The organism is Streptomyces guryensis (assembly GCF_021261325.1).
GTDB lineage: Bacteria > Actinomycetota > Actinomycetes > Streptomycetales > Streptomycetaceae > Streptomyces > Streptomyces guryensis.
This window is the reverse complement of sequence record NZ_JAJSBI010000007.1, coordinates 60,857-82,377: the sequence shown is the minus strand read 5'-3', so window position 1 is coordinate 82,377 and position 21,521 is coordinate 60,857. Positions and strand designations below refer to the sequence as shown.

Genomic DNA, 21,521 nt, shown 5'->3' with positions numbered 1-21,521 from the left:
GCCGCACCGGATCGACCGCCGCTACGCGAGTAAACAGCGGGAGGTCGAACGCGTAAGGTGGCGTGCTCGTAGATAGGTACGTGTACGCCACCCGAACGCGACGAGGAGACGCCCGACCCATGCCCGGCAGCAGCGGCAACGGCTCCGTGACCCGCAGCACCCTGCGGCAGCAGATCGCCGACGCGCTACGCGACGAGGTCCTCGCGGGGCGGCTCCAGCCGGGTCAGGAGTTCACGGTGAAGGAGATCGCCGAGCAGTACGGGGTCTCCGCGACGCCCGTGCGCGAGGCGCTCGTCGACCTGTCCGCGCAGGGGCTCCTCGACGCCGACCAGCACCGCGGCTTCCACGTCCACGAGTACTCGGTCGCCGACTACCGCGGCATCGTCGAGGCCCGCAGCCTGGTCACCGACGGCATGTTCATCGCGCTGGACAAGGACCAGGAGCGGTTCCCGCCGCACGACGAGCCCCGTGCCGTCGCCGCCCTCTCCGGGGTCAGGCGGCGCGGCGAGGAGGCACAGCGGGCCTCGCTGGCCGGCGACCTCACCGTGCTGATCGGCTACGACCTGCGCTTCTGGCACGAGCTCGGCACCCTCTTCGGCAACCCCTACCTGGCCGACTTCCTGAACCGGCTGCGCGTCCAGTCCTGGGTGTGCGCGGCGCAGCATCTGCGCCGGCTGACCGATCTGCGCGGCGCCCTGTGGTCCGGCCACACCGACCTGGTCGACGCCCTGGCCAAGCGCGACACCAGGACGGCACGGGCGATCGTCGCCGCGTACAACGAGCACTCACTGGCCCTCATCGAGCGGCTGGCGGACGACGGATGAGCAAGCCGGCCAGGAGCACACCTTCCTGGGCCGTGGACCTTTCCGTCGTCATCCCCGCGTTCAACGAGGAGCAGCGCCTCGGGCCGACCCTGGACGCCGTCACCCGCTATCTGCGCGACAACGAGGGCCGCTGGGGCGAGTGGGAGGTCGTCGTCGCCGACGACGGGTCGACGGACTCCACCCGTGAAGTCGTCACGGGTCTCGGGGACCCCCGCGTCCAGCTCGTCACCAGCCCCCGCAACCGCGGCAAGGGCAACGCCCTGCGGCTGGGCGTCGCCGCCTCCCGCGGGCGGCGCGTGCTGGTCACGGACGCCGATCTCGCGGTCCCGATCGAGGAGCTGGAGCAGCTCGACAAGGCGATCGGCGAGGGGAACGCGGCGGCGGTCGGCTCCCGTTCCGTGCCCGGCGCGACGATCGGGGACCGGCAGCATCCGGTGCGCGAACTGCTGGGCCGCGCCGGGAACTTACTCATACGCCGCACGACCGTTCCCGGCATACGGGACACCCAGTGCGGCTTCAAGCTCTTCGAGGGCGAGAAGGCCCGCGAGGCCTTCGCCGCCTCCCGGATCAACGGCTGGGGCATCGACGTCGAGGTCCTGCGGCACTTCCACCGAGCCGACCGGCAGGTCGCGGAGGTCCCCGTCCGCTGGTCCCATCAGCCCGGCTCGAAACTGCGGAACCTCGACTACGTCCGCGTCCTCGCCGAGCTGACCCGGCTGCGCGCCCGCTCCCTGCGCCCCGCCGACGTCTTCGCCGTCGCCCTTTTCCTGCTCATGTCGACGGCCCTGTACTCGGGCCGCCTGTTCGACCCGGACCACCGCTACCTCCCCGACTCCCTCCAGGACCAGAACCAGTGGGAGTGGTTCTTCGACGTCACCGCCCACAACCTCGCCCACCTCCACAACCCCCTCTTCTCCGACCTGCAGGGCTTCCCGGACGGCGTGAACCTCATGGCCAACACGGTCATGCTGGGTCTCACCGTCCCCTTCGCCCCGCTCACCCTCCTGGCGGGCCCGGCGGTCTCCCTCAGCGTCGTGATGACACTGGGCCTCGCCGCCACCGCGGCCGCCTGGTACCGGCTGATCGTGAAGCGGGTCGTACGGCGACGGTCCGCGGCCTTCGTCGGTGCGGCGCTGGCGGCGTTCGCGCCGCCCATGGTCAGCCATGCCAACGCGCATCCCAACTTCGTTGTGCTGTTCATGATCCCGCTGATCATCGATCGAGCCCTGCGGTTGTGCTCCGCGGGGTGTGCCGGGATGGGTCGTCGGTCGTCCGCCGGACCATCGTGGCTTGTCGCGCCCCGCGGCGGAGCCGCTGATCGATACAGCCCCGCGCCCCTTCGGGGCGCGCTCAGCCGGGGCTCGGTTGTCCGGGACGGGGCGGTTCTCGGGGTGATGGTGGCCTACCAGGTCTTTCTCGGCGAAGAACCCCTGCTGCTCACGGCGATCGGCCTGGTGCTGTTCGCGGGCGCCTACGGCGTCGTCCGCAGGGATGTGGCCAGGCGGGCCTGGCGACCGCTGCTGCGAGGGCTGGCGATCACGGCCGCGGTCTGCCTGCCGCTCGTCGCGTACCCCCTGGTCTGGCAGTTCGCCGGTCCGCAGAGCTACGCGCACATGCCGCACAGCGCCACCTCGGGCAACAGCCCCCTCGCCCTGCTCTCCTTCGCCGAACGCTCCCTGGTCGCGGGCAACGCCCAGCGCGCCAACGCCCTCTCGCCCAACCCCACCGAGCAGAACGCCTTCTACGGCTGGCCGCTGGTCCTCCTCGCCTTCGCGATCGTCGTACGGCTGTGGGAGCAGGCCCTGGTCAAGGCGCTGGCGGTCACGGCGGTCGGTGCGGCGCTGCTCTCGCTCGGCCCCGAGTTCCGCATCCCGATGACGGACAAGGTCTACCCGGGCCCCTGGGCGCTGCTCGCCAAGCTGCCGCTGTTCGAGTCGGTCATCGAGGGCCGGGTCGCGATGATCTGCGCCCCGGCGCTCGGCATGCTGCTCGCCGTCGCGCTGGACCGGCTGGCGGCGACCCGCAACACCGGCACCCAGTACCTCGGCCTGCTCGGCGTCTGCCTGGCCCTGCTGCCGCTGGTCCCGGCCCCGCTGAAGACGGTCGAACGCCCCGCGACGCCCGCCTTCTTCACCGACGGGGCGTGGCAGCCGTACGTCCGCAGGGGCGAGTCGCTCGTCACGGTGCCGCTGCCCGACGCGGGCGACGCGGAGGCCCTGCACTGGCAGCAGCAGGCCGGCCTCGGCTTCAGGCTCCCCGGCGGCTACTTCAACGGCCCCTACGGCGACGACCGCATCGGCATCTACGGCGCCTCCCCCCGCTACACCTCCGACCTGCTGCGTGACGTCGCCGACACCGGCGTGGTCCCGAAGCTCGACGCGACCTGGCAGGCGCAGGCACGGCGCGACCTCACGTACTGGAAGGCAGGCGCGCTGGTCGTGTCCCCCGGGCCGCACGAGGAGGCCCTGCGCAGGGCCGTCACCGAACTTGTGGGCCGGCCGGGTAAGTGGGTGGACGGTGTGTGGGTATGGGACCTGCACGATGGGAGCTGACCCGAGGCGACACCGATTACCCTGCCTTGACCGACTTGCCGTGTGAGGAGCCTTCTTTGGCCTGTGACCTGTGGCTGGTACCGCTCGTCGACGTGTTGTGCCACACCCCCGACAATCCGTTCGCCGAGGAACTCGCGCAGTACAACAACGTGCTCGCCGCCGCCGGACTGCCTCCGGTGCCGGTGTACCAGTACATGCCGGGCCTGTCCGGGGAGGTCGCCCCGGTGGCCGGCTTCGACTACGACGCGCTGCACTTCCTGCGCCGCGTCTACCTGCTGCAGGTGTGCGGGCTGCCGGTGACACCGGTCGACGAACTGGGCGGCGACTACGAGCAGTTGCTGGAGATGTTCGAGGCGACCGCCCAGCAGTCGCACCTCGTCTGGCACTACGACCACGCGGGCGCCTACGTCCCCGTGGACTTCCCCCAGCCCCTGTCGAACGACGAACTCCTCGCCGGCGGCGGCCCGCTGGGCTCCGCCCAGGCCCTGCTGCGCGAACTGGAGTACGTGGCCCCGTCGATCGGCATAGATCCGGCCAACCCTCCGGCACCGCCCGAACCACCGCGCGCCCCCACGGAGCTGGAGGAGCCCGCCGTCCCCGCGCCGTACGACCCCAGCCCTTTCGCCCGCGAACGCCATGTGTGGCTGGGCCTGCACGCGGCGGCGACGCGGAGCCTGGCGCAGGGGTCGATGATCGTCTTCAGCTGAGTCAGCGCCCGACCTGGGAGAGCCCCTTCTTCACGTCGTCGAAGTTCATGATCGGCGTGTAGGAGATCTTTGCGTCGAGGTTGAGGAAGAACGGCTCGCTGATCACCGGCATCTGGGAGCTGTCCTGCATGTCGAAGACCAGGTAGGCGGTGCGGTTGCCGTCCTCGGCGGTGAAGTAGGCCGCTTCGGGCTTGATCTGTTCCACCGACTCCTCGATGAGCTTCCCCAGAGTGCCGTTCCGGATGGCGTCGTTCGCCTTCTCCGTGTCAAAGGATGCCTTGAGCAGTACGCGCATCGCATTCACCTTCTTCTGGTCGACGCACATACAGGTACAACTTCACCGTATGCCCGAGATGCGCTCATTGCCCTGTTATGCACTGCCAGTACTCCCCCGGGAGCAGAGAGGTCGCCTCCCCTCGTCCGACGCGGTGAGCGGCCGCTGAGCGCAGGCTGGGAGCACGACGAGAGGTGGCGGCGATGATCCTGGTGACGGGGGCGACCGGGCACGTGGGCGGCGAACTGGTACGACGCCTGACGGCCGTCGGCCACCCGGTACGGGCCATGACCCGCCGCCCGGCCGAGGCACGGCTGCCGGTCGGCGCCGAGGCGGTGTACGGCGACGCGGACGACCCGTCGAGCCTGGACGCGGCGTTCGCGGGGGTGAGCGGAGTGTTCCTGATGTCGGCGCAGGCAGTCGGCACGGCTCCCGGTCCGACCCACGACATCGCCCTCGCCGACGCGGCGGCGAAAGCAGGCGTCCGACGGCTGGTGAAGCTGTCCGTGCTGGACGCGGGCGCGGGCTCCGACGTGATCGCCCGCTGGCACGCGGAGGCGGAGGCGGCGGTGACGGCCCCGTCCCGGGACTGGGCATGGACGCTGCTGCGCCCCGGCCGCTTCATGTCGAACGCCCTGCAGTGGGCGGGCCGGCTCCGCGCGGGCGACGAGGTGGCCGTCCCCTTCGCGGACCGCCCGGCGGCGAGCATCGACCCGGCGGACCTGGCGGAGGTGGCGGCACTGGCCCTGACGTCGACCGAGACCGGACAACACGTAGGCACGACCTACGAGTTGAGCGGCCCACAGTCCCTGACCCCCGCCGAGGAACTGACGATCCTCGCCCGCGTCCTCGACCGCGACCTGCACATCCGCCCCCTCCCGGACGACGATGCCCGCGCGGGCATGTCCGCCTACGGCTTCCCCCCGGAAGTCGTAGACGCGATCATGCGGCGCACGCGGCTGAGCGACCGTGGCGCGGAGGTACTGCCCACGGTGGAGAAGGTGCTGGGGCGACCGGCACGGACGTTCGCGCAGTGGGCACAGGCGCATGCGGTGGCGTTCTCGCGGTGACACGGGCGAGGGGGCACCCGGCGAAACGGGCGCCCCCTCCCTCAGATGCGGGAGGGCCTAGGAGAACACCGCCGTCCCGTCCTGCGTCAGCTTCCAGTTGCTGACCGCGAAGTCCTTCGGGTCCAACGCGCCCTTGGCCGTCACGTAGTCGATCATCAGCTGGCGGATCTCGTTGGTCGAGCTGTAGGCGATGTCGGCGGTGGCGATGTGCGGGTAGCCGGAACCGCCGTTCGCGCGGTAGTTGTTGACCGCTACGACGAAGACCTGGTCGTCGGCGACCGCGGCGCCGTTGTACGTGAGGTTCTTGATGCGCGAACCCTCCGCCTGCGCGATGTCGATGTCGTAAGAGACGCCGGCGGCCGTGTCGTACATGTAGTCCCAGAAGTTGTTGGCGTTGGTCAGCGTCGAGGTGTCGACCTTCGTGCCGGACGGGACCTGGTGGTAGTACTTCGCCGCGTACTCCAGGTAGTCCTTGAGCTGGGCGCCGGTGAGCTTCTTGCCGTAGAGCGTGTTGTCGTAGATGTACAGGCCGGCGATGTCCTTGATGGTGACGCTGCCGGCCGGGATGTCGGCGGTGCGGCTGAACGGCGCGGCGACCGAGATCAGGGGCAGCGCGGCGTCGCTCGCCGACAGACCCGCCTTCACGGTCTGCATCTGGACCTCCTGGATGAAGTCCATGATGGGGACGTCCTTCCAGCAGGAGTCCGCCGCCGAGAGGTCCTCGGTGCAGGTGCCCACGGCCGTGTTGACGTACTTCACCACGAGGTCGTGGTCGGCCTTGAGCAGCTTGGTGATCTCCGGGTCCTCCTCGACGCCCTTCGGGTCGAGCGTCTGGGCCGTCTTCTTCGTCACCTTCCACTGCCCGTGGTGCAGTTCGAGCTCGAAGTCGAAGACGGTGAGGCGGTAGCCCCAGCAGTACGGCTCGGAGAGCAGGACGTCCTCGCCGGTCTCCTCGTTCTTGACGGTGTAGGAGGACACCTCCACGTGCGTGTGGCCGACCAGGATCGCGTCGATGCCGGGGACCTGCTCGGCGACGAGGTTGGAGGCGTTCTCGACGTACGGCAGGGCGTCACCGTAGGAGGTCGATCCGTCGAGCCCGGAGTGGTCGGTCAGGAAGACGACATCGCACCCCAGCGCGCGCAGCCGCGGCACGTACTTCTTCGCCTGCTCGACGAGCCCCGGGAAGACCATCTTCCCGCTGACGTTGTCCTTGTCCCACAGCGCGATACCGGGGTTGGTCAGGCCGAGGATGCCGACCTTGATGTCGGGGGCGCCGGGGACGCAGATGCGCTTCACCGTGTACGGGTGGAAGGCCGGCCGCAGGGTCTTCGCGTCGAGGGCGTTGGCGCCGAGCAGCGGGAAGTGACACTGCTTCTCGAACTTGCGCAGCGTGTCGATGCCGTAGTTGAACTCGTGGTTGCCGAGCGCGGCGGCGTCGTAGCGCATGTGGTTCATGGCGACGGCCATGGGGTGCTTCGGCCCCTTCTTGCCGTCCTTGCCGGTGATCGGGTCGACCCGCGCGAAGTAGTACGCGAGCGAGGTCCCCTGGATGATGTCGCCGGCGTCGACGAGCAGGACGTGCTCCTCGCCCTTGGCCGCGCGCTGCTGCTTGATGAGGGTGGCGACACGGGCGACACCGACGGAATTGCCGGCCTTGTCGCTGTAGGCGGCGTCCTTGTAGTAGTCCCAGTCGAAGACATGGCTGTGCAGGTCGGTGGTGCCCAGGATGGAGAAGGTCCAGGTCTTGGGAGCCTTGGCCGGCTTCGGGTCGGCGGCTTCCGCGGTGCCGGTGCCGACGGCTCCCGCGGCGGCCACCGCCGCACCGGTGACGGCCGACTTCTTCACGAACTCCCGGCGGTTCAGCGGACTGACGGGCATACGGGGCTCCTGGAACTGGAGAGAAGTGGAGTGGGACGCGGGACGGCGGCGGGCTACCCGCGTAGATAGTTGCGCCCCAACACTTCCGCACGGAACCAGGAGCAAGCCATGGGCCGGTCAAGGAAGTCCATGACCGGCCCAACAGCTGGGGGACAGAACGGATTTACAGGAACGAGTTGATCTCGATCGTCTCGTCCCGGCCGGGACCGACGCCGATCGCGGAGATCTGCGCGCCCGACATCTCCTCCAGTGCCTTCACGTAGTTCTGCGCGTTCTTCGGAAGGTCGGAGAAGGACTTCGCCTTGGTGATGTCCTCGGACCAGCCGGGCAGGGTCTCGTAGACCGGCTTCGCGTGGTGGAAGTCCGACTGCGAGTACGGGAGTTCCTCGACGCGCCTTCCGTCGATCTCGTACGCCACGCAGACCGGGATCTCCTCCCAGCCCGTCAGCACGTCCAGCTTGGTGAGGAAGAAGTCGGTCAGGCCGTTCACGCGGGTCGCGTAGCGGGCGATGACGGCGTCGAACCAGCCGCAGCGGCGGTCGCGGCCGGTCGTCACGCCCCGCTCGCCACCGATGCGGCGCAGCGCCTCACCGTCCTTGTCGAAGAGCTCGGTCGGGAAGGGGCCGGAGCCGACACGGGTCGTGTACGCCTTCAGGATGCCGATGACCCGGCTGATCTTCGTGGGGCCCACGCCCGCACCGGTGCAGGCGCCGCCCGCGGTGGGGTTGCTGGACGTCACGAAGGGATACGTGCCGTGGTCGATGTCGAGGAGCGTGCCCTGGCCGCCCTCGAACAGCACCACCTTGTCCTGCTCCAGCGCCTGGTTGAGGACGAGGACGGTGTCGGCGACGTACGGCGCGAGCTTGTCCGCGTAGGCCAGCAGTTCCTCGACCACCTGGTCGATGGCGATCGCGCGGCGGTTGTAGAGCTTGGTGAGGATCTGGTTCTTGACGTCGAGGGCCGCCTCCACCTTCTGGGTGAGGATGGACTCGTCGTAGAGATCCTGTACACGAATGCCGACGCGGTTGATCTTGTCCGCGTAGGTCGGGCCGATGCCGCGGCCGGTGGTCCCGATCTTCCGCTTCCCGAGGAAGCGCTCGGTCACCTTGTCCACCGTCACGTTGTACGGCGTGATGATGTGAGCGTTACCGCTGATCAGGAGCTTGGACGTGTCGACGCCGCGCTCGTTCAGCCCGTTCAGCTCGGAGAACAGGACCGACGGGTCGACGACGACACCGTTGCCGATGACCGGCGTGCAGCCGGGGGAGAGAATCCCGGAAGGGAGCAGGTGAAGGGCGTACTTCTGGTCGCCCACGACTACCGTGTGGCCGGCGTTGTTGCCGCCCTGGTAGCGCACCACATAGTCGACGGATCCGCCTAGCAGGTCCGTCGCCTTTCCCTTGCCTTCGTCACCCCACTGAGCACCGAGCAGCACAAGTGCGGGCACGCGCGTACACCCCTTCCGGGCGGGGCATGTCCAAGGTCAGGGGCGTACGCGTAAGGTTCACCGCCGCGTGCACCGCGGCCGTCGTTGGCCGCAAACCGTCGGACCGGATGCCCCGGAATAGACGAAGCCCCTGGCGCAATAGCGCAAGGGGCTCTTGCACAAAGATGCTACCCGAGGAAGCGAGGCAGGACCGAGGTGGTGACTTCCGCGACTTCCGATCAGCTGTTGGTGGTCATCGATCCGGTCGCCCGGCGGACCGACGGAGAGTCGGTGCGCATCGCAAAAGACGTGCTCAGCGCGGGTGCGCGCGCGAAGGTGTGCCTGCCGGAGGGGCCGGAGGAATTCGCCCGGGCGCTGGCCCGGCGGGGGTCGCGACGGCCGGTGGTGATCGGGGACGACCGTGCCCTGGTCCGTGCGGTGTCCGTTTTGCACCGGCGGCGGGAGCTGGCCGGATGTGCGCTGTCGGTGGTGCCGGTGGGCAGCCTGCTGTCCGTGGCCCGTTCCCTGGGGGTGCCCACGGGGGCGGTGGCGGCGGCGCGGGCGGTCCTGGACGGGTCCGAACGGCGCCTGGACCTGCTCGTGGACGACAGCGACGGGGTGGTGCTGGGTGCGCTCCGCATCCCGTCGGTGAACGGGCAGGCCCCGTCGGTGGAGGCGGGGCGCCCGTGGCTGCGCACGGCCCAGTCCCTGGTACGGACCCTGGTGCCGGCGCGGGAGGCCGCGATCCCCGCCCCCCGGCCCGCCCGGCTGCGGGTGGAGGTCGACGGCGTGACGCTTGTGGACCTGGACCAGCCGCTGGAGGCGGTGTCGGTGACGCCGGGTGACTCCGGGGTGGTGGAGGTCGAGGTACGGCCCCTGTCGGTGGGCGCGGAGGCCTCGCCGCTACGGGCGCAGGGCCGGTGCGTGAGCGTGTCCGGGGCTGACTTCCGCTACCGGGCGGATGCGGGGGTGTGGGGGCCGGTGCGGCGGCGGACCTGGACGGTCTGGGAGGGGGCCTGGGGGCTTACGGTGCCGGGTTCTTCTTAGCGGGGGCCTCGAAGCCGGTGGTGTCGAGAGCGAAGCCGAAGGGGTCAGGGATGTAGAGCTTCTCGCCGAACGGCTTGGTCAGGCTTTGCTCGTATCCGACTCGGGCCGACGGGGTCCAGTAAACGGTGGCCTCGTCATCCTGCATGTTGAGGATGAGGTAGACGGGCACGCCCGCCTTCCCGTAGACCCGCACCTTTTCGTTCAGGTCGGCGTGGCGAGTCGAAGTTGAGGTCAGTTCCGCGACGAAGGAAAGAGCCTCGCCGTCCAAGCGGTGGCTGGTGCTCTCACGCGTCGACTCATGGGCAGCGTGGACATCCGGGCCGTACGCACGCTCGACCTCGGGGAACACGTACAGCGCAGGGAGTCCGCTGATCCGGTGCCCTTCGGGCAGGTACGGACGCAGCCGATCACAGATCAGCTCCATGACCCTGAGGTAGTAAGCCTTCAGCCACGGCGACACGACGATGTTCCCCCCAATGATTTCGGCCCGATAGCCGTCGGGCACGTTCAACTCGTCGAGGACGTTCAGCATCTCCTCGAAGCTGCCTCCGGGCTCAGTGCCGCTTATCACCGGTCGCTCTGCCATGAGTGTCATGATGCGCCCTCCCCTTGCTGCGGACCAGCCGCCACTCAGAGTAACCGATCAATCACACCGCGCCCACGCCTAAAGGTATGGTTGACAAACATTTAACGCCCCGACACTGTTGACCGACTCATTCGGGCTACAGAGTTCCGGTCCAGTGCACCAGTGGACCACCAAGGAGAGGGGCCACCCGATGGCAGTGGACGAGGGCGTCGCCCCGGCGGCGAAGACGGACGGCGACGGAACGGTTCACCGGCTCAAACCCAACGCCATTGGCCTGCTCGGCGTGGTCTTCATGGCCGTCGCCACCGCCGCCCCGATCACCGCGATGACGGGCAACGTGCCCTTCATGGTCTCGGCGGGCAACGGCATCGGCGCCCCGGCGAGCTACCTCGTCGCAATGGTCGTCCTGGCAATCTTTTCCGTCGGCTTCACGTCGATGGCGAAGCACATCACCTCCACCGGCGCCTTCTACGGCTTCATCTCCTACGGCCTCGGCCGCACCGTCGGTCTCGCCTCCGGGCTCCTCGCGACCTTCGCGTACGTCGTGTTCGAGCCGGCCCTGATCGGCATCTTCTCGACCTTCGCCACCACGACCCTCAAGGACCAGACGGGCCTTGCCGTCCCGTGGTGGGCGTTCGCGATCCTGATGCTCGCCGTCAACGCGACGGGCACCTGGTTCGGCGTCTCGGTCGCCGAGAAGCTGCTCGTCGTGCTCCTGGGGACGGAGGTGACCGTCCTCGCCGCGATGGCCGTCTCGGTCGCCCTGCACGGCGGCGGCCCGCACGGCTTCACCTTCGGCCCGGTCAACCCGGTCAACGCCTTCAAGGGCACGTCCGCGGGCCTCGGTCTCTTCTTCGCCTTCTGGTCCTGGGTCGGCTTCGAGTCGACGGCCATGTACGGCGAGGAGTCCCGCGACCCCAAGAAGATCATCCCCAAGGCGACGATGATCTCGGTCCTCGGCGTCGGTGTCTTCTACGTCTTCGTCTCCTGGATGGCCATCATCGGCAACGGCGAGACGGAGGCCGTGAAGGCGGCCTCCTCCGCGAACCCCCTCGCGCTCTTCTTCAACCCCACCGAGCACTACGTCGGTCACTGGGCCGTCGACGTCATGCAGTGGCTGATGATCACCGGCTCGCTCGCCTGCGGCATGGCCTTCCACAACTGCGCCGCCCGCTACATGTACGCGCTGGGCCGCGAGGGCGTCCTGCCGAAGCTCAAGAACACCGTCGGCCGCACCCACGTCCGGCACGGCTCCCCGCACATCGCGGGCCTGGTGCAGACGGTCGTCTCCGCCGTCCTGATCGGCGCGTTCTGGGCCGCGGGCAAGGACCCGTACAACGCCCTCTACGTGCTGCTGGCCATCCTCGGCACGATGGCGATCCTGATCGTGCAGGCGGTGTGCTCGTTCGCGGTGCTGGTCTACTTCCGCACCCACCACCCCGAGAGCCGGCACTGGTTCAGGACCTTCGCCGCTCCACTCGTCGGTGGCATCGCGATGCTCGGTGTGGTCGTCCTGCTGGTGTCCAACATGGGCGTCGCGGCGGGCGCGGAGTCCGGCTCGCTGGTCCTGAAGGCGACACCGTGGCTGGTGGCCCTGGTCGCGGCGACGGGCATCGGCTACGCGCAGTATCTGAAGCACCGAGCACCGGAGCGGTACGCGCTGCTGGGGCGGACCGTGCTGGAGGAGACGAAGGAGCGGTAGCCCCGTGTGGTGCCGCCGTACGCGACAGGCGCAGGTCTTGTGGTGGTCGCCGCGCGCGGCCGGAGGCCTTATAGGCTCTCGGCGTGCCGATCTTGCGAGAGTTGTCCACAGATGCAAATCAGCAGCTTCGTTTAGCTCTGCTCGGCCCGCTCCGGGCGTGGCGCGGCGATGCGCATCTGGAACTCGGACCGGTTCGTGAACAGGCCCTGCTCTCGGCGTTGTTGCTACGGCCGGGCAGGACGGTCAGCCGCCAGCAGCTGCTCGACGGGGTGTGGGGCCCGGAACCTCCCGGCACCGGCACCAAGGTGATCCCGGTCTATGTGCACCGGTTACGCAGACGTCTGGATGCACCGGGAGAGATCTCGGCGGACTCCGTGATCGACACCGTTCGCGGCGGCTATCGCTTCGCCCCGCGGAGCGCCTGCGTGGACGTGACACGATGCGAGGAGATCGCCGCCGAAGGGCGTTCGGCGAGGGGCTCCGGAGACCTGGACGCCGCGGTGGACGCGTACTCCCGGGCGCTTGAACTGTTTCACGGTGAACCCCTGGCCGGAATCCCCGGGCCGTTCGCGGAGGGGGAGCGATTACGGCTGGCGGAGCAGCGGCTCATGCTGGTGCAGGACAAGGTGGACTGCCAACTCCGGTCGGGACGGCACGCCGAGGCCGTGGGCGAACTGTTCGCCCTGACGACGGCCCACCCCCACAACGAGGCGCTGGCCGCCCTGCTCATGCGTGCTCTCCACGCGGGCAACCGGCAGTCCGACGCGCTGGACGTCTATGCCGCCGTACGCCGCCGGCTGGTGGACGAGCAGGGGGTGGAGCCCGGCCCCGAGCTGCGACGGGTGCACGAGACGGTCCTCCGCGGCGGTGACGCGCTCCCGCCCGTGACCAGACAGCCGGTCGAAGCTCCGGTGCCTGCTCGCCACAAGCCCCCGGCACGCCATGAACTCCCCGTTGAGATCGGCAACTTCACGGGCCGGGACCGGGAGCTCGACCTTCTCCTCGCGCCTGCCGACGCTCAGGTGGTCACTGTGCGGGCGGTGGACGGCATGGCCGGGGTCGGGAAGACCGCCCTGGCGGTGCGCGCGGCGCGGACGCTGCGGGAGCGGTACCCCGACGGCTGTCTGTTCGTGGAACTGCACGGGCACCGCGAGGACCGGGCGGAAGCGGGGCGGCAACGAGTGCTGCGCCGGCTGCTGCGGGCCGTGGGTGCCGGTGAAGGGGAAGACTCCGAAGGCCCGGACGAGCTCGACGAGCTGGCCGCGTCCTGGCGGGCGGCGACCGCCTCGCTCCGGCTGCTCCTCGTACTCGACGACGCCGCCCGCGCCGACCAGGTGCGACCGCTGCTGCCCGCCGGCTCCGGCAGCATGGTGATGGTGACGAGCCGCCGGCGCCTGACGGGGCTGGACGCGGACCGCAGGATCTCGCTCTCCCCTCTCGGCCTCGACGAGGCGGCGGGTCTGCTCACCCGCATCGCCGGCGGCGAGGGATCCGAGCGAGAGCGGGCTGCCGTACGCGAACTGGCCACGTTGTGCGACCGGCTCCCGCTGGCGCTGCGGATCGTCGGGGCACGAATACAGGACCGTCCGCTGTGGGCGGTGGAATCCCTGGCGGCACGGCTGGCCGACGACGAGCGCCGGCTCGACGAACTCGCGGTGGAGGACCGCAGCGTCGAGGTCGCGTTCCGCATCTCCTACGACCAGTTGCCCACCGCCGAGCAGCGTGCCTTCCGCGTCCTGGGCCTGTCGCCGACCGTGCGGCTGGACCGGCTGACTCTGGCCGCGCTGCTCGACCGGACGCCCCCCGACGCCGAACGCGCCCTGGAAAGCCTGGCCGACGCGAGTCTGGTGCAGCGGGTGACCGCCGATCGCTACCGGTTGCACGACCTGGTCGCGGTCTACGCCCGCCGGGTCGCCGCCGCCTCCCCGGAAGAGATCGCCGCAGCCCGCAGCGGCGTGTTCCGGCTGTACATGGCCGCCGCCCGCTGCGCCAGCGACTGGGGCACCTCGTCCTTCCTGACCGGCCCGCAGGACAACGGACCCTTCGCGGGCTGGGAGGAGGCCACGGCCTGGCTGGACGCGGCGGGCGGCGAACTGGTCGACGTGATCGGCCAGTCGGTGGCCGTAGGGCATCTGGACGACGCCTGCTGGATCGCCGAGGGCCTGATCGACTACCTCACCCGGCAGGGCCGGTTCCACGAGTGCCGCACCGCGCTGGAGATGCTGCTGCCCCTGGCCGGGCAGGCCACCGACCGCCGGATGGAGTCGGCACTGCGCACGGGCCTGGGCATCATGTACGGGCTGCAGGGCCGCTATCGGCAGGCCCGCACCTGGTTCACGGAGGCGCTGGAGATCAGCCGCCGGGCCGACGACCCGCATGAGCGGGCCAGGGCCGCGGCCGGGCTCGGGACCTTCGCCAATCTGGAGGGGCGGATCGCCGAGTCCATGGCGCACTTCGCCGAAGTCGCCCGGCTGGCAGGGCAGTTGGAACATGACGACTGGCTGACCGGCTCGATCCTGACCCGCGCCGGCGACATCCACCACCAGCTCGGCGAGCACGACAAGGCGCACGACCGCTATCTGGAGGCGATCGCCCTCGCCGAGAAGTCGGGCAGTCCCAGGCTCCATGGCAAGACCTTGCTCCGCCTGGGAAGTCTCCAACTCGACCTCGGCCGACCCGCCGAAGCGGTCGGCCCCCTGGGAAAGGCCGAGGACCTGGCCAGGCGTCTCGGCGACGTCCCCCTGCACTCAGCCGTCCTCGGCAGACTCTCCACGGCCGAAGCGGACCTGGGCAACCCGCAGGCGGCCGCCGAACTCCGCCGCCGGGCACGCGCGGTGCTGGACGAACAGACCGGCACCGCGTCGGAGATCGCGATACGGCATCGGCTGATCTGGCAGGGTGCGGCGGAGGAGGACCTGGCCGGGGCGCGCGACTTCTTCGAACGGGGCACCGCCCTTCCCGACACCGAGGCCAACAGGGCGAGGATCTCCCGGGTTCTCGACGACCTCGGGCGGCGACGGCGGACGGGCTCCGACGAGGCGTAACCGCCCGGACGGAGTCGGCCCGGACGGACTCCGTCCGGCCGGGCCGCTCTCCCCGTCCCCCCTTTCCGCCAGGAGCCCTACTCGGCGCTCCCGTCGGCCTTCCTCCACTCGACCCCGTCCTTGCCGTGGAGGGCCAGGGTCTGAGGAATGACGAGATCCGGGTACCTTCCGTGCAGGGAGAAGTAGTTGGGCGCGTTCAGGATGGACCTCAAGTCGCACACCGGGTCGGCGGTGATGCAGTACCGCCTGACGGGCATGCCGTTGAACTCCGCCGGGCCGACGCCGGGAGAGGTGGCCACCCCGGGGATGCCCACCCACGTGGGGAGATGCGCCCCGAGGCCGGTGTCGGGCTGCATCGGGTCGGCGTAGAGCATGCCGTCGACCTGGGAGAGCGGAATGCCGGTGCCGCCGCTCGCGATCGTCTGGAGCACCTTGTCCGCGGCCTGTGCGCCCTGGGAGTAGCCGGTGATCGTGATCCGGGCGTCCGGATGCGACTTGTGGGTCTCCTGTGCCGCCTCCAACCCCTTCCGGTAGCCCAGGTTCACGCTGGCGTCGTAGGTCGGCGCCGTGAGGGCGTCGGGGTGAATCTGCAGACTCGGGTCGATGAGCGAACCGTGGGGGCCGATGATGGGGCCGGCGCTGGCCGGGTAGCACACCTGGATCGCGGAGGCACCGAGTCGGAGGGCCTCGTTCGCCCTGTCGTAGGAGCTACCGGTGGTGGCGCAGCCGTTCTTGTCCGCCGTAGGGCCGGTGCCGCCGATCTCGATGTAGTAGTGCTCCGCGTCGACCGCCTGCGCGGCGGCGGGGAACGCGACGGCGGTACCGGCCGCCAGCACCGCCGTCATGGCCGCGGTGCCAAGAGCCCGAGTCATCCTGCTGATGTTCGGCATTGCCTGATCTCCCCCTGGGGTCGTGGGCGTGTCCGGAGCGAACACCCGAGACGCTAGGTGCGGGTGATCACAAAGTGATGAAACATCGATGACTGCGCAGGTGGTGGGGGTGCAGCCGCCGGCTCCCCCAGACCCTGACCCGCCGGAGAGGACCTGGCCGAGGTTGATCGGCCCGTGGAGATCCCGCCCCGTGACGACGGGGCCCGTGCACCGTGCCTGAGACTTCGCTGCTCACATCGCCGGCGCCCGTCCGCAGGCTGCCTCGCACTTCCTCGGCCTCCCGCCGCCACGCCTCCACGCCTCCACGCCTCCACGCCTCCACGCCTCCACGCCTCTGGGCGAACCCGGGTTCTCCTCGACCAGTGCTGTCAACGCACGCTGTCCGTGCTGCCCCCAAAGGCCATAACAGGTCGACCGCAACCGCTTCCGCGAGCATCTTCCGGACTCCGGGGCCGCAACTCTGCGATTGACCGTCAACCGAGTCATTCCGTCATCCGTCCCCGGTTCCCGACAACACCGACACAAGGGCACACGACAACCTCACCGCTCCTCAACTCCCTTACCACATAGGCGCATTGACAACGTCAATCAGCTCGCTTCACCATCGAAGGTCCATGTCCGGCCAGTCACCTCTGCACCGGACGACACCGCACCCCACCGCTGGCACTTCCCGGCACACAACGCTGGTGAGCGCTTTCACGGGAGACGCCGTATGAAGATCCTTCCCAGGGCCGTGTTACCCGGCTGGACAGCAGCGCTCGTCGGTCTTGTCGCTGTGTTCGGAGCATGGGGAGCAGCCGGAGCGTTCGGAGCCGGGTCCGCGGTGGCGGACCCGGCTCCGCGCTCTCTGCGCTATACCTGCCGGTCATCGTTCGGCGACCAGCCGATGAACGCGTCGGTCGTATGGCCGGCCGCGCACACCCAGGTGGTCGGCAGGGCCACCCCAAGGCTGCCGGTCGACACCAAGGCGATGGGCGGTGCCGACGTCACCAGGGCGCTCCGGTTCATCGGCGCGACCACCGTCGAGGGCACGGCGGACGTGCATGCCGTCGTGGCCGCGCCCGGGGTCCGTGACATCCCCGTCACCGTGACGCTCGACGTGCCCAGGACCGCCGTACCGGATTCCGGCCCGCTGACCGTCCCGGCGAGCGGCACCATCCCCTCTCTCACCTTCCGGCAACCGGGCCCGGGGAAGATCACCATCGGCGCGATCGACCTGCACATCGTCCCGCGGGACGCGAACGGCGACGAGACGATCGCGCACAAGGTCGACGCCTCGTGCGGCCTGAGTGACGGGCAGGACGGTGTGCTGGCGACCTTCGAGGTCGTACGCCCGACGACGGACCCGACCGCCTCGGGAACGGCGGACACACCGGGCACGCCCGGGAAGCCGAGGCCATCGGGTACGTCGGGTGCGTCAGGGGAGCCGGGAGCGGCCGACCCGAACGCGTCGGGATCGGCGTCGGCGTCCGCAGCCGCGTCGTCCACGGTCCGGGCCCCCTCCGGCTCACCCGGCGGGACGGTGTCGGCCTGGGACTCCGGCGCCTCCGGCACCGCATCCCCCACCTCCCCCGACACCTCTTCGGCCGGCGGCACGGGCGTATCGGGGCCGCTGCGCACGGTCGCGACGGTCCTGGGCACGAGCGCGGCCGCCGCGGGAATCGGCTGGTGGGTCTGGCGCCGTCGTCGCACAGCGAACCGGGAAGGGTGACGTGGCCGGTCCCGACGACGAGTCGCCCGAGCCCGAGGACAAGGCCAAGGACCAGGACCAGGACCAGGGCGGCAAGTCCTCCGGTTCTCACGTGACCAACAAGCAGAGCGGCATCGTTTACGGGCCGTCCGTCCAGGCCCGCGTGATCCACGAGCTGCACCTCCACCCCCCGGCGGCGCCGGCACCCGAGCAGGAGCAGACACCGGAGAACAAGTCAGGACCGCAGGACGCCAAGGCCGACCAGGACCAGGCCGACCAACTCGCCAGGGCAGCCGACAAACTCGCCAAAGCCGTCGGGGAGCGCTGGCAACGCGAGGACGAACGACGGAAAGTCAGCGATCCGGACACGGAGTTGCTGCCCGTGCGCTGGACGACGGCGGGCGTTGATCTGATGGATCGTTGGGAGAACATCCGCCGCACCCCGTACGGGAAGGCCGAACCTCTGGCCCTGGACGAGCATGCGGGAGACATCGCCGAGACCTACGGGACGCTGCCCGCCGGCCGTCTGGTGGTGCTGGGGGAAGCCGGCTCGGGGAAGACCGTTCTGGGCCTGCGGCTCGTACTGGATCTGCTGGAGAGCCGTCGACCCGGCGGCCCCGTTCCGGAGATCTTCAGCCTGGGATCGTGGAACCCCGGATCCGAGACGCTGGAGAAATGGCTGAGCAGCCGGCTCAGCCGTGACACGTCCGGTTTGGACACGGACATCGCCGAGGGGACGCCGGTCGCCGCCGCGCTGGTCGAGAACGGGCTGATCCTGCCCGTCCTGGACGGATTCGACGAAATCGCCGAAAATCTCCGGCCCGATGCACTGGAGCAACTCAACGCATTCAGCAAGCCGTTGATCCTGACCAGCCGCACCAAGCCGTACGCCGACGCGAAGGGCGGCACCAGAGGCCTGAAGCGTGCCGCCGCGATCGAACTGACCGCTCTCACACCGGAGGACTCGGAGAGTTTCCTGATCCTCGGCAGCGCCCCGGTCGCCGAGTCCGACTGGAATCACGTCCTGTCCGAGCTGCGCGACCGTCCCCGCACCCCGGCCGGCGAGAGCCTCCGCGAGGCGCTGACCACGCCCTTGATGGTCTCCCTTGCCCGTGGCGTCTACGGCGAGATGGCGCACACCGCAGACAGCAGCCGGCGCGACGGCCCGAGGCGCAGCCCCAGGGATCTGCTCGGGTTCGGATCCCGGGCGAGCATCGAGGAACACCTCCTGAGCAGCTTCGTGCCGTCGGCCTACCGTCGACGCCCCGGCGACCTGGCCCCGCCACCCCGGAACTGGAGCGCTCGGCGGGCCCAGCGCTGGCTCGGGTACCTCGCCGACCACCTGAAGTCGCGCGGCCAGCCCGACCTGGAGTGGTGGCGGCTCGGCACGGAGCTGAGTCTTGGGGTGCGTACCGCCGTGATCTCGTTTCTGGCCGGGCTGTCCTTCGCGGTGCCGACCGCGATCGGAAACATTCCCGTGGACCTGATCGCCACGTCGCACGGCATCGGGTTCGCGATCCGGCGGGGCCTGGTCGTGGGCTTGCTGCACGGACTCGTGTTCGGGCTGTTGTTCGGCTACGTCTACCGGCGCGCAGACGGGACAGAGCTGCTGTCGCCGCGTCCGGTACAGGTCCGTCTGACCGGCGGCGACAGGGAGTTGGACAAGGAGTTCTTCCAGGAGTTCTTCCACAAGGTCGTGCTGGGAGCCCTGGTCGGATTCGGGCTCGCGCTCGCCATCGTGCTGGTCGACCGGCTTCTCCTCCCTCCGCTCGGGCTCGACGACGGGCTCGGCGGCGGGCTCGGGGCAGCGGCCCTGTTCCCGCTCACCATCGGGCTGTCGGCAGGAATCGCCCTCGGACTCATGACGTGGCTGGAGACTCCTATCGACGGAAAGAAGTCGTTCGACTGCGTCGGCTTGTTGCGGCAGAACCGCGAGAACGTGTCCTTCCATCTCCTCGTCTGGGCCCTCGTCCCCGGACTCGTCGAGGGGCTGGGGGCCACCTTCACCGAAACCCCCCTCCGCAGCCTCCAACTCGGGCTCGTCTTCGGCATCGAGGGCGCGTTCAGCGGCGGACTCGGCTATGGGCTCTGTCTGACGGCGTGGGGCCAGTGGGTGGCCCTGGCCCGCATCTGGCTGCCCTTGACGCGACGACTGCCGTGGCGGCTGGTCGCCTTCCTGGAGGACGCCTGCGAGCGCGACGTACTACGCCGGTCGGGCGCGGTGTACCAGTTCCGCCATGTCCGTCTCCAGGATCACCTCAGGAACCACGGGAAGGCGGCGCCCGAACCGCCTCGTCGGCAGCCTCGCACGCCGGCCTGATGCGGTGCCCGGCCCTCCGAGGGAATCCGAATCCACGGCCCCTACGTTCCCGGGGAGCGCTCAGGGCCGAGATTGATAGGTCCGTGGAAGTCCCGCCCCATGATGACGGGCCCGTGCGCATCGCCCGAGAAGTCGTTGTGCACATCGCCCGCGCCGGTCCGCACGCCCCCCGCCGCCTCGGCTTCCTGTCGCCACGCCGCCAGCCTCTGGGCGAACCCGGGATCCCGTCCGGCCCGCGCGGCCAGCGCCTGCGCCAACGCGTGAGCGCGTTCCTCGTTGTCCGGCTCCTCGGCCAGTGCTGTCAACTCGCCCAGCCCGCCGGTGCCTTCTCCTCCCGCCCCCTCACCTTCCGGCTCCCCCTCGGGGCGACGCAGCACCAGCGCACGCAGCGACTGCCACGTCTGCTGTCCCGCCGCCCCCGCGGCACTGCCGGCAAAGGCCATGAGCAACTGAACCGCAACTGCTTCCACGAACATCCTCCGGACTCGGGAACCGCAAGGGCTCGCACTGGGCGTAGAACGAATAACGATGTCCCGTCGTCCCCGGTCCCCGGCAGCGCTCACGCACGGGGACACGACAACCTCACCACATATCAACTTCCTTTACACAGACGTTTGTTGACACCATCAAGAAGACCGCCCCGCCGGAGTCGAAGCGGATCCGCGGGAACCGTCGGTGGCGCTGCCGCGTCGGTAGCTGTTCCAGAGACACTCGCAGGGCCGAGTGACGCGTGCGTTCGGGGTCCCCAAACGCGCCCGGGGCCGGCTCGGCCACCTCGCACAGCACCTCAGGCTGCTCAACACGCACGACCTTCAGTGGTGGCAACTGGGGCAGCTCCCTCAGCCGCCCGGTGCGCCTGCTCGCGCAGACACTCCTGCTCGGGCTCACGGGCAGGTTCGGATTCGGGTTCGCGGGCAAGCTCGCGGACTGGATCGTGTTCACTCGCGTGGGCGGGTTCGGGAGCGGGCCGGCGTACGGGCTCAGCTGCAACGGGACCGGGTCAGCCCTGCCCGAAGGTCTTCTCCCTGTGCACCCGCCACCGCTCCATCATGGCCGCGACCTCGCTCTCGACGAACTCGAAGAAGGCGAGTGTCTCGGCCATGCGGCGTCCTGCGGGGGTGTCGGCGCCCAGGCTGCTGACACCTTCCCGCAGGGCGCCCTCCCACCGCTTGATGAGGGCCTCGCGGTTGGTGAGGGCCTCGTACCACTGATCCCCGTGCACCCGGTAGCGCTCCCGGCGCGAACCGGGTTCCCGCTCGCGCGAGACCATGTGCGTCATGGTCAGATAGCGCACCGCCCCCGAGACCGCCGCGGGGCTGATCTGCAGCTGCTCCCCCAGCTCGGCGGAGGTCATCGAGCCCTCGTCGGAGGAGAGCAGGGCGGCGAAGACACGGGCGGGCATCCGCTGCATCCCGGCCTCGACCAGCTGAGCCGCGAAACCCTCCACGAACCTGGAGACCGCCTCCGGGTCCCGCCCCACCACCTTCGACTCCGCCATGGTCACCACCCTA

General features: G+C 69.7%; 16 protein-coding genes. 9 read left to right on the top strand and 7 right to left on the bottom strand.

Annotated features, from left to right (window positions below; genetic code table 11):
- The first annotated feature begins 119 nt into the window (after positions 1-119).
- From LJ657_RS16145 to LJ657_RS16135, 3 genes are read left to right on the top strand one after another with little or no spacing between them, the layout of a single operon-like run.
- On the top strand, positions 120-824 hold the full coding sequence (locus LJ657_RS16145; RefSeq protein WP_232649301.1) for a GntR family transcriptional regulator: 705 nt from the start codon (positions 120-122) through the stop codon (positions 822-824).
- On the top strand, positions 821-3,376 hold the full coding sequence (locus LJ657_RS16140; RefSeq protein WP_232649300.1) for a dolichyl-phosphate beta-glucosyltransferase: 2,556 nt from the start codon (positions 821-823) through the stop codon (positions 3,374-3,376). Before LJ657_RS16145 ends, LJ657_RS16140 begins: the two co-directional genes overlap by 4 nt.
- Positions 3,377-3,432: 56 nt before the next feature.
- On the top strand, positions 3,433-4,083 hold the full coding sequence (locus tag LJ657_RS16135) for a putative DNA-mimic protein (RefSeq protein WP_115906817.1): 651 nt from the start codon (positions 3,433-3,435) through the stop codon (positions 4,081-4,083).
- 1 nt (position 4,084) lies between these two features.
- Here the strand turns inward: LJ657_RS16135 and LJ657_RS16130 are convergent, their stop codons facing one another.
- Positions 4,085-4,378 (bottom strand): hypothetical protein, encoded by a 294-nt coding sequence (locus tag LJ657_RS16130; protein ID WP_232649299.1) that lies wholly within the window; start codon positions 4,376-4,378, stop codon positions 4,085-4,087.
- A 182-nt stretch (positions 4,379-4,560) separates the two neighbouring features.
- Between LJ657_RS16130 and LJ657_RS16125 the strand changes: the two genes are divergently transcribed.
- Positions 4,561-5,427 (top strand): NAD(P)H-binding protein, encoded by an 867-nt coding sequence (locus LJ657_RS16125; RefSeq protein WP_232649298.1) that lies wholly within the window; start codon positions 4,561-4,563, stop codon positions 5,425-5,427.
- A gap of 57 nt (positions 5,428-5,484) precedes the next feature.
- Here the strand turns inward: LJ657_RS16125 and LJ657_RS16120 are convergent, their stop codons facing one another.
- Both LJ657_RS16120 and LJ657_RS16115 read right to left on the bottom strand, forming a co-directional pair.
- The gene (locus LJ657_RS16120) at positions 5,485-7,305 is read right to left on the bottom strand and encodes a bifunctional metallophosphatase/5'-nucleotidase (RefSeq protein WP_232649297.1); all 1,821 of its coding nucleotides are present in this window, start codon (positions 7,303-7,305) and stop codon (positions 5,485-5,487) included.
- Positions 7,306-7,468: 163 nt separating this feature from the next.
- Positions 7,469-8,752, bottom strand: a complete 1,284-nt coding sequence (locus LJ657_RS16115) for an adenylosuccinate synthase (protein ID WP_232649296.1) — start codon at positions 8,750-8,752, stop codon at positions 7,469-7,471.
- A 195-nt stretch (positions 8,753-8,947) separates the two neighbouring features.
- Between LJ657_RS16115 and LJ657_RS16110 the strand changes: the two genes are divergently transcribed.
- Complete coding sequence (locus LJ657_RS16110) at positions 8,948-9,778, top strand: diacylglycerol kinase family protein (protein WP_232649295.1); 831 nt, start codon at positions 8,948-8,950, stop codon at positions 9,776-9,778.
- Here the strand turns inward: LJ657_RS16110 and LJ657_RS16105 are convergent.
- Positions 9,756-10,373 carry a Uma2 family endonuclease gene (locus tag LJ657_RS16105; RefSeq protein WP_232649294.1) on the bottom strand — a complete coding sequence of 206 codons (618 nt, stop codon included), beginning with the start codon at positions 10,371-10,373 and terminating at the stop codon, positions 9,756-9,758. The two genes, LJ657_RS16110 and LJ657_RS16105, sit on opposite strands and share 23 nt — an antisense overlap.
- A gap of 181 nt (positions 10,374-10,554) precedes the next feature.
- Between LJ657_RS16105 and LJ657_RS16100 the strand changes: the two genes are divergently transcribed.
- Both LJ657_RS16100 and LJ657_RS16095 read left to right on the top strand, forming a co-directional pair.
- Entirely contained in the window at positions 10,555-12,066 is a 1,512-nt protein-coding gene (locus LJ657_RS16100; protein ID WP_232649293.1) for an APC family permease, read from the top strand.
- An 83-nt stretch (positions 12,067-12,149) separates the two neighbouring features.
- Positions 12,150-15,110: an AfsR/SARP family transcriptional regulator gene (locus LJ657_RS16095; protein WP_232649292.1), complete on the top strand. Its 2,961-nt coding sequence runs from the start codon at positions 12,150-12,152 to the stop codon at positions 15,108-15,110.
- A 77-nt stretch (positions 15,111-15,187) separates the two neighbouring features.
- On the opposite strand, the gene LJ657_RS16090 is transcribed toward LJ657_RS16095, so the two are convergent.
- Positions 15,188-15,982, bottom strand: coding sequence for a cutinase family protein (locus LJ657_RS16090; protein ID WP_232649291.1), 795 nt, complete (start codon positions 15,980-15,982; stop codon positions 15,188-15,190).
- 730 nt (positions 15,983-16,712) lie between these two features.
- Here LJ657_RS16090 and LJ657_RS16085 point away from each other — a divergent pair.
- Both LJ657_RS16085 and LJ657_RS16080 read left to right on the top strand, forming a co-directional pair.
- Positions 16,713-17,711, top strand: a complete 999-nt coding sequence (locus LJ657_RS16085; RefSeq protein ID WP_308117041.1) for a DUF6801 domain-containing protein — start codon at positions 16,713-16,715, stop codon at positions 17,709-17,711.
- A gap of 1 nt (position 17,712) precedes the next feature.
- A complete protein-coding gene (locus LJ657_RS16080; protein ID WP_232649289.1) occupies positions 17,713-20,010 on the top strand; it encodes an NACHT domain-containing protein in 2,298 nt (765 codons plus the stop codon).
- 41 nt (positions 20,011-20,051) lie between these two features.
- Here LJ657_RS16080 and LJ657_RS16075 read toward each other — a convergent pair whose 3' ends face one another.
- Together LJ657_RS16075 and LJ657_RS16070 are read right to left on the bottom strand one after the other, a co-directional pair.
- Positions 20,052-20,486, bottom strand: a complete 435-nt coding sequence (locus LJ657_RS16075; protein WP_232649288.1) for a hypothetical protein — start codon at positions 20,484-20,486, stop codon at positions 20,052-20,054.
- A 524-nt stretch (positions 20,487-21,010) separates the two neighbouring features.
- Entirely contained in the window at positions 21,011-21,508 is a 498-nt protein-coding gene (locus LJ657_RS16070) for a GbsR/MarR family transcriptional regulator (RefSeq protein WP_232649287.1), read from the bottom strand.
- Positions 21,509-21,521: the final 13 nt, after the last annotated feature.

Bases quoted from the DNA above. Each gene is read 5' to 3' on its own strand.
- LJ657_RS16075 (WP_232649288.1), bottom strand. From the start codon at position 20,486: ATGTTCGTGGAAGCAGTTGCGGTTCAGTTGCTCATGGCCTTTGCCGGC.
- LJ657_RS16125 (WP_232649298.1), top strand. From the start codon at position 4,561: ATGATCCTGGTGACGGGGGCGACCGGGCACGTGGGCGGCGAACTGGTA.
- LJ657_RS16070 (WP_232649287.1), bottom strand. From the start codon at position 21,508: ATGGCGGAGTCGAAGGTGGTGGGGCGGGACCCGGAGGCGGTCTCCAGG.
- LJ657_RS16145 (WP_232649301.1), top strand. From the start codon at position 120: ATGCCCGGCAGCAGCGGCAACGGCTCCGTGACCCGCAGCACCCTGCGG.
- LJ657_RS16105 (WP_232649294.1), bottom strand. From the start codon at position 10,373: ATGACACTCATGGCAGAGCGACCGGTGATAAGCGGCACTGAGCCCGGA.
- LJ657_RS16140 (WP_232649300.1), top strand. From the start codon at position 821: ATGAGCAAGCCGGCCAGGAGCACACCTTCCTGGGCCGTGGACCTTTCC.
- LJ657_RS16120 (WP_232649297.1), bottom strand. From the start codon at position 7,305: ATGCCCGTCAGTCCGCTGAACCGCCGGGAGTTCGTGAAGAAGTCGGCC.
- LJ657_RS16130 (WP_232649299.1), bottom strand. From the start codon at position 4,378: ATGCGCGTACTGCTCAAGGCATCCTTTGACACGGAGAAGGCGAACGAC.
- LJ657_RS16090 (WP_232649291.1), bottom strand. From the start codon at position 15,982: ATGACTCGGGCTCTTGGCACCGCGGCCATGACGGCGGTGCTGGCGGCC.
- LJ657_RS16100 (WP_232649293.1), top strand. From the start codon at position 10,555: ATGGCAGTGGACGAGGGCGTCGCCCCGGCGGCGAAGACGGACGGCGAC.
- LJ657_RS16085 (WP_308117041.1), top strand. From the start codon at position 16,713: ATGAAGATCCTTCCCAGGGCCGTGTTACCCGGCTGGACAGCAGCGCTC.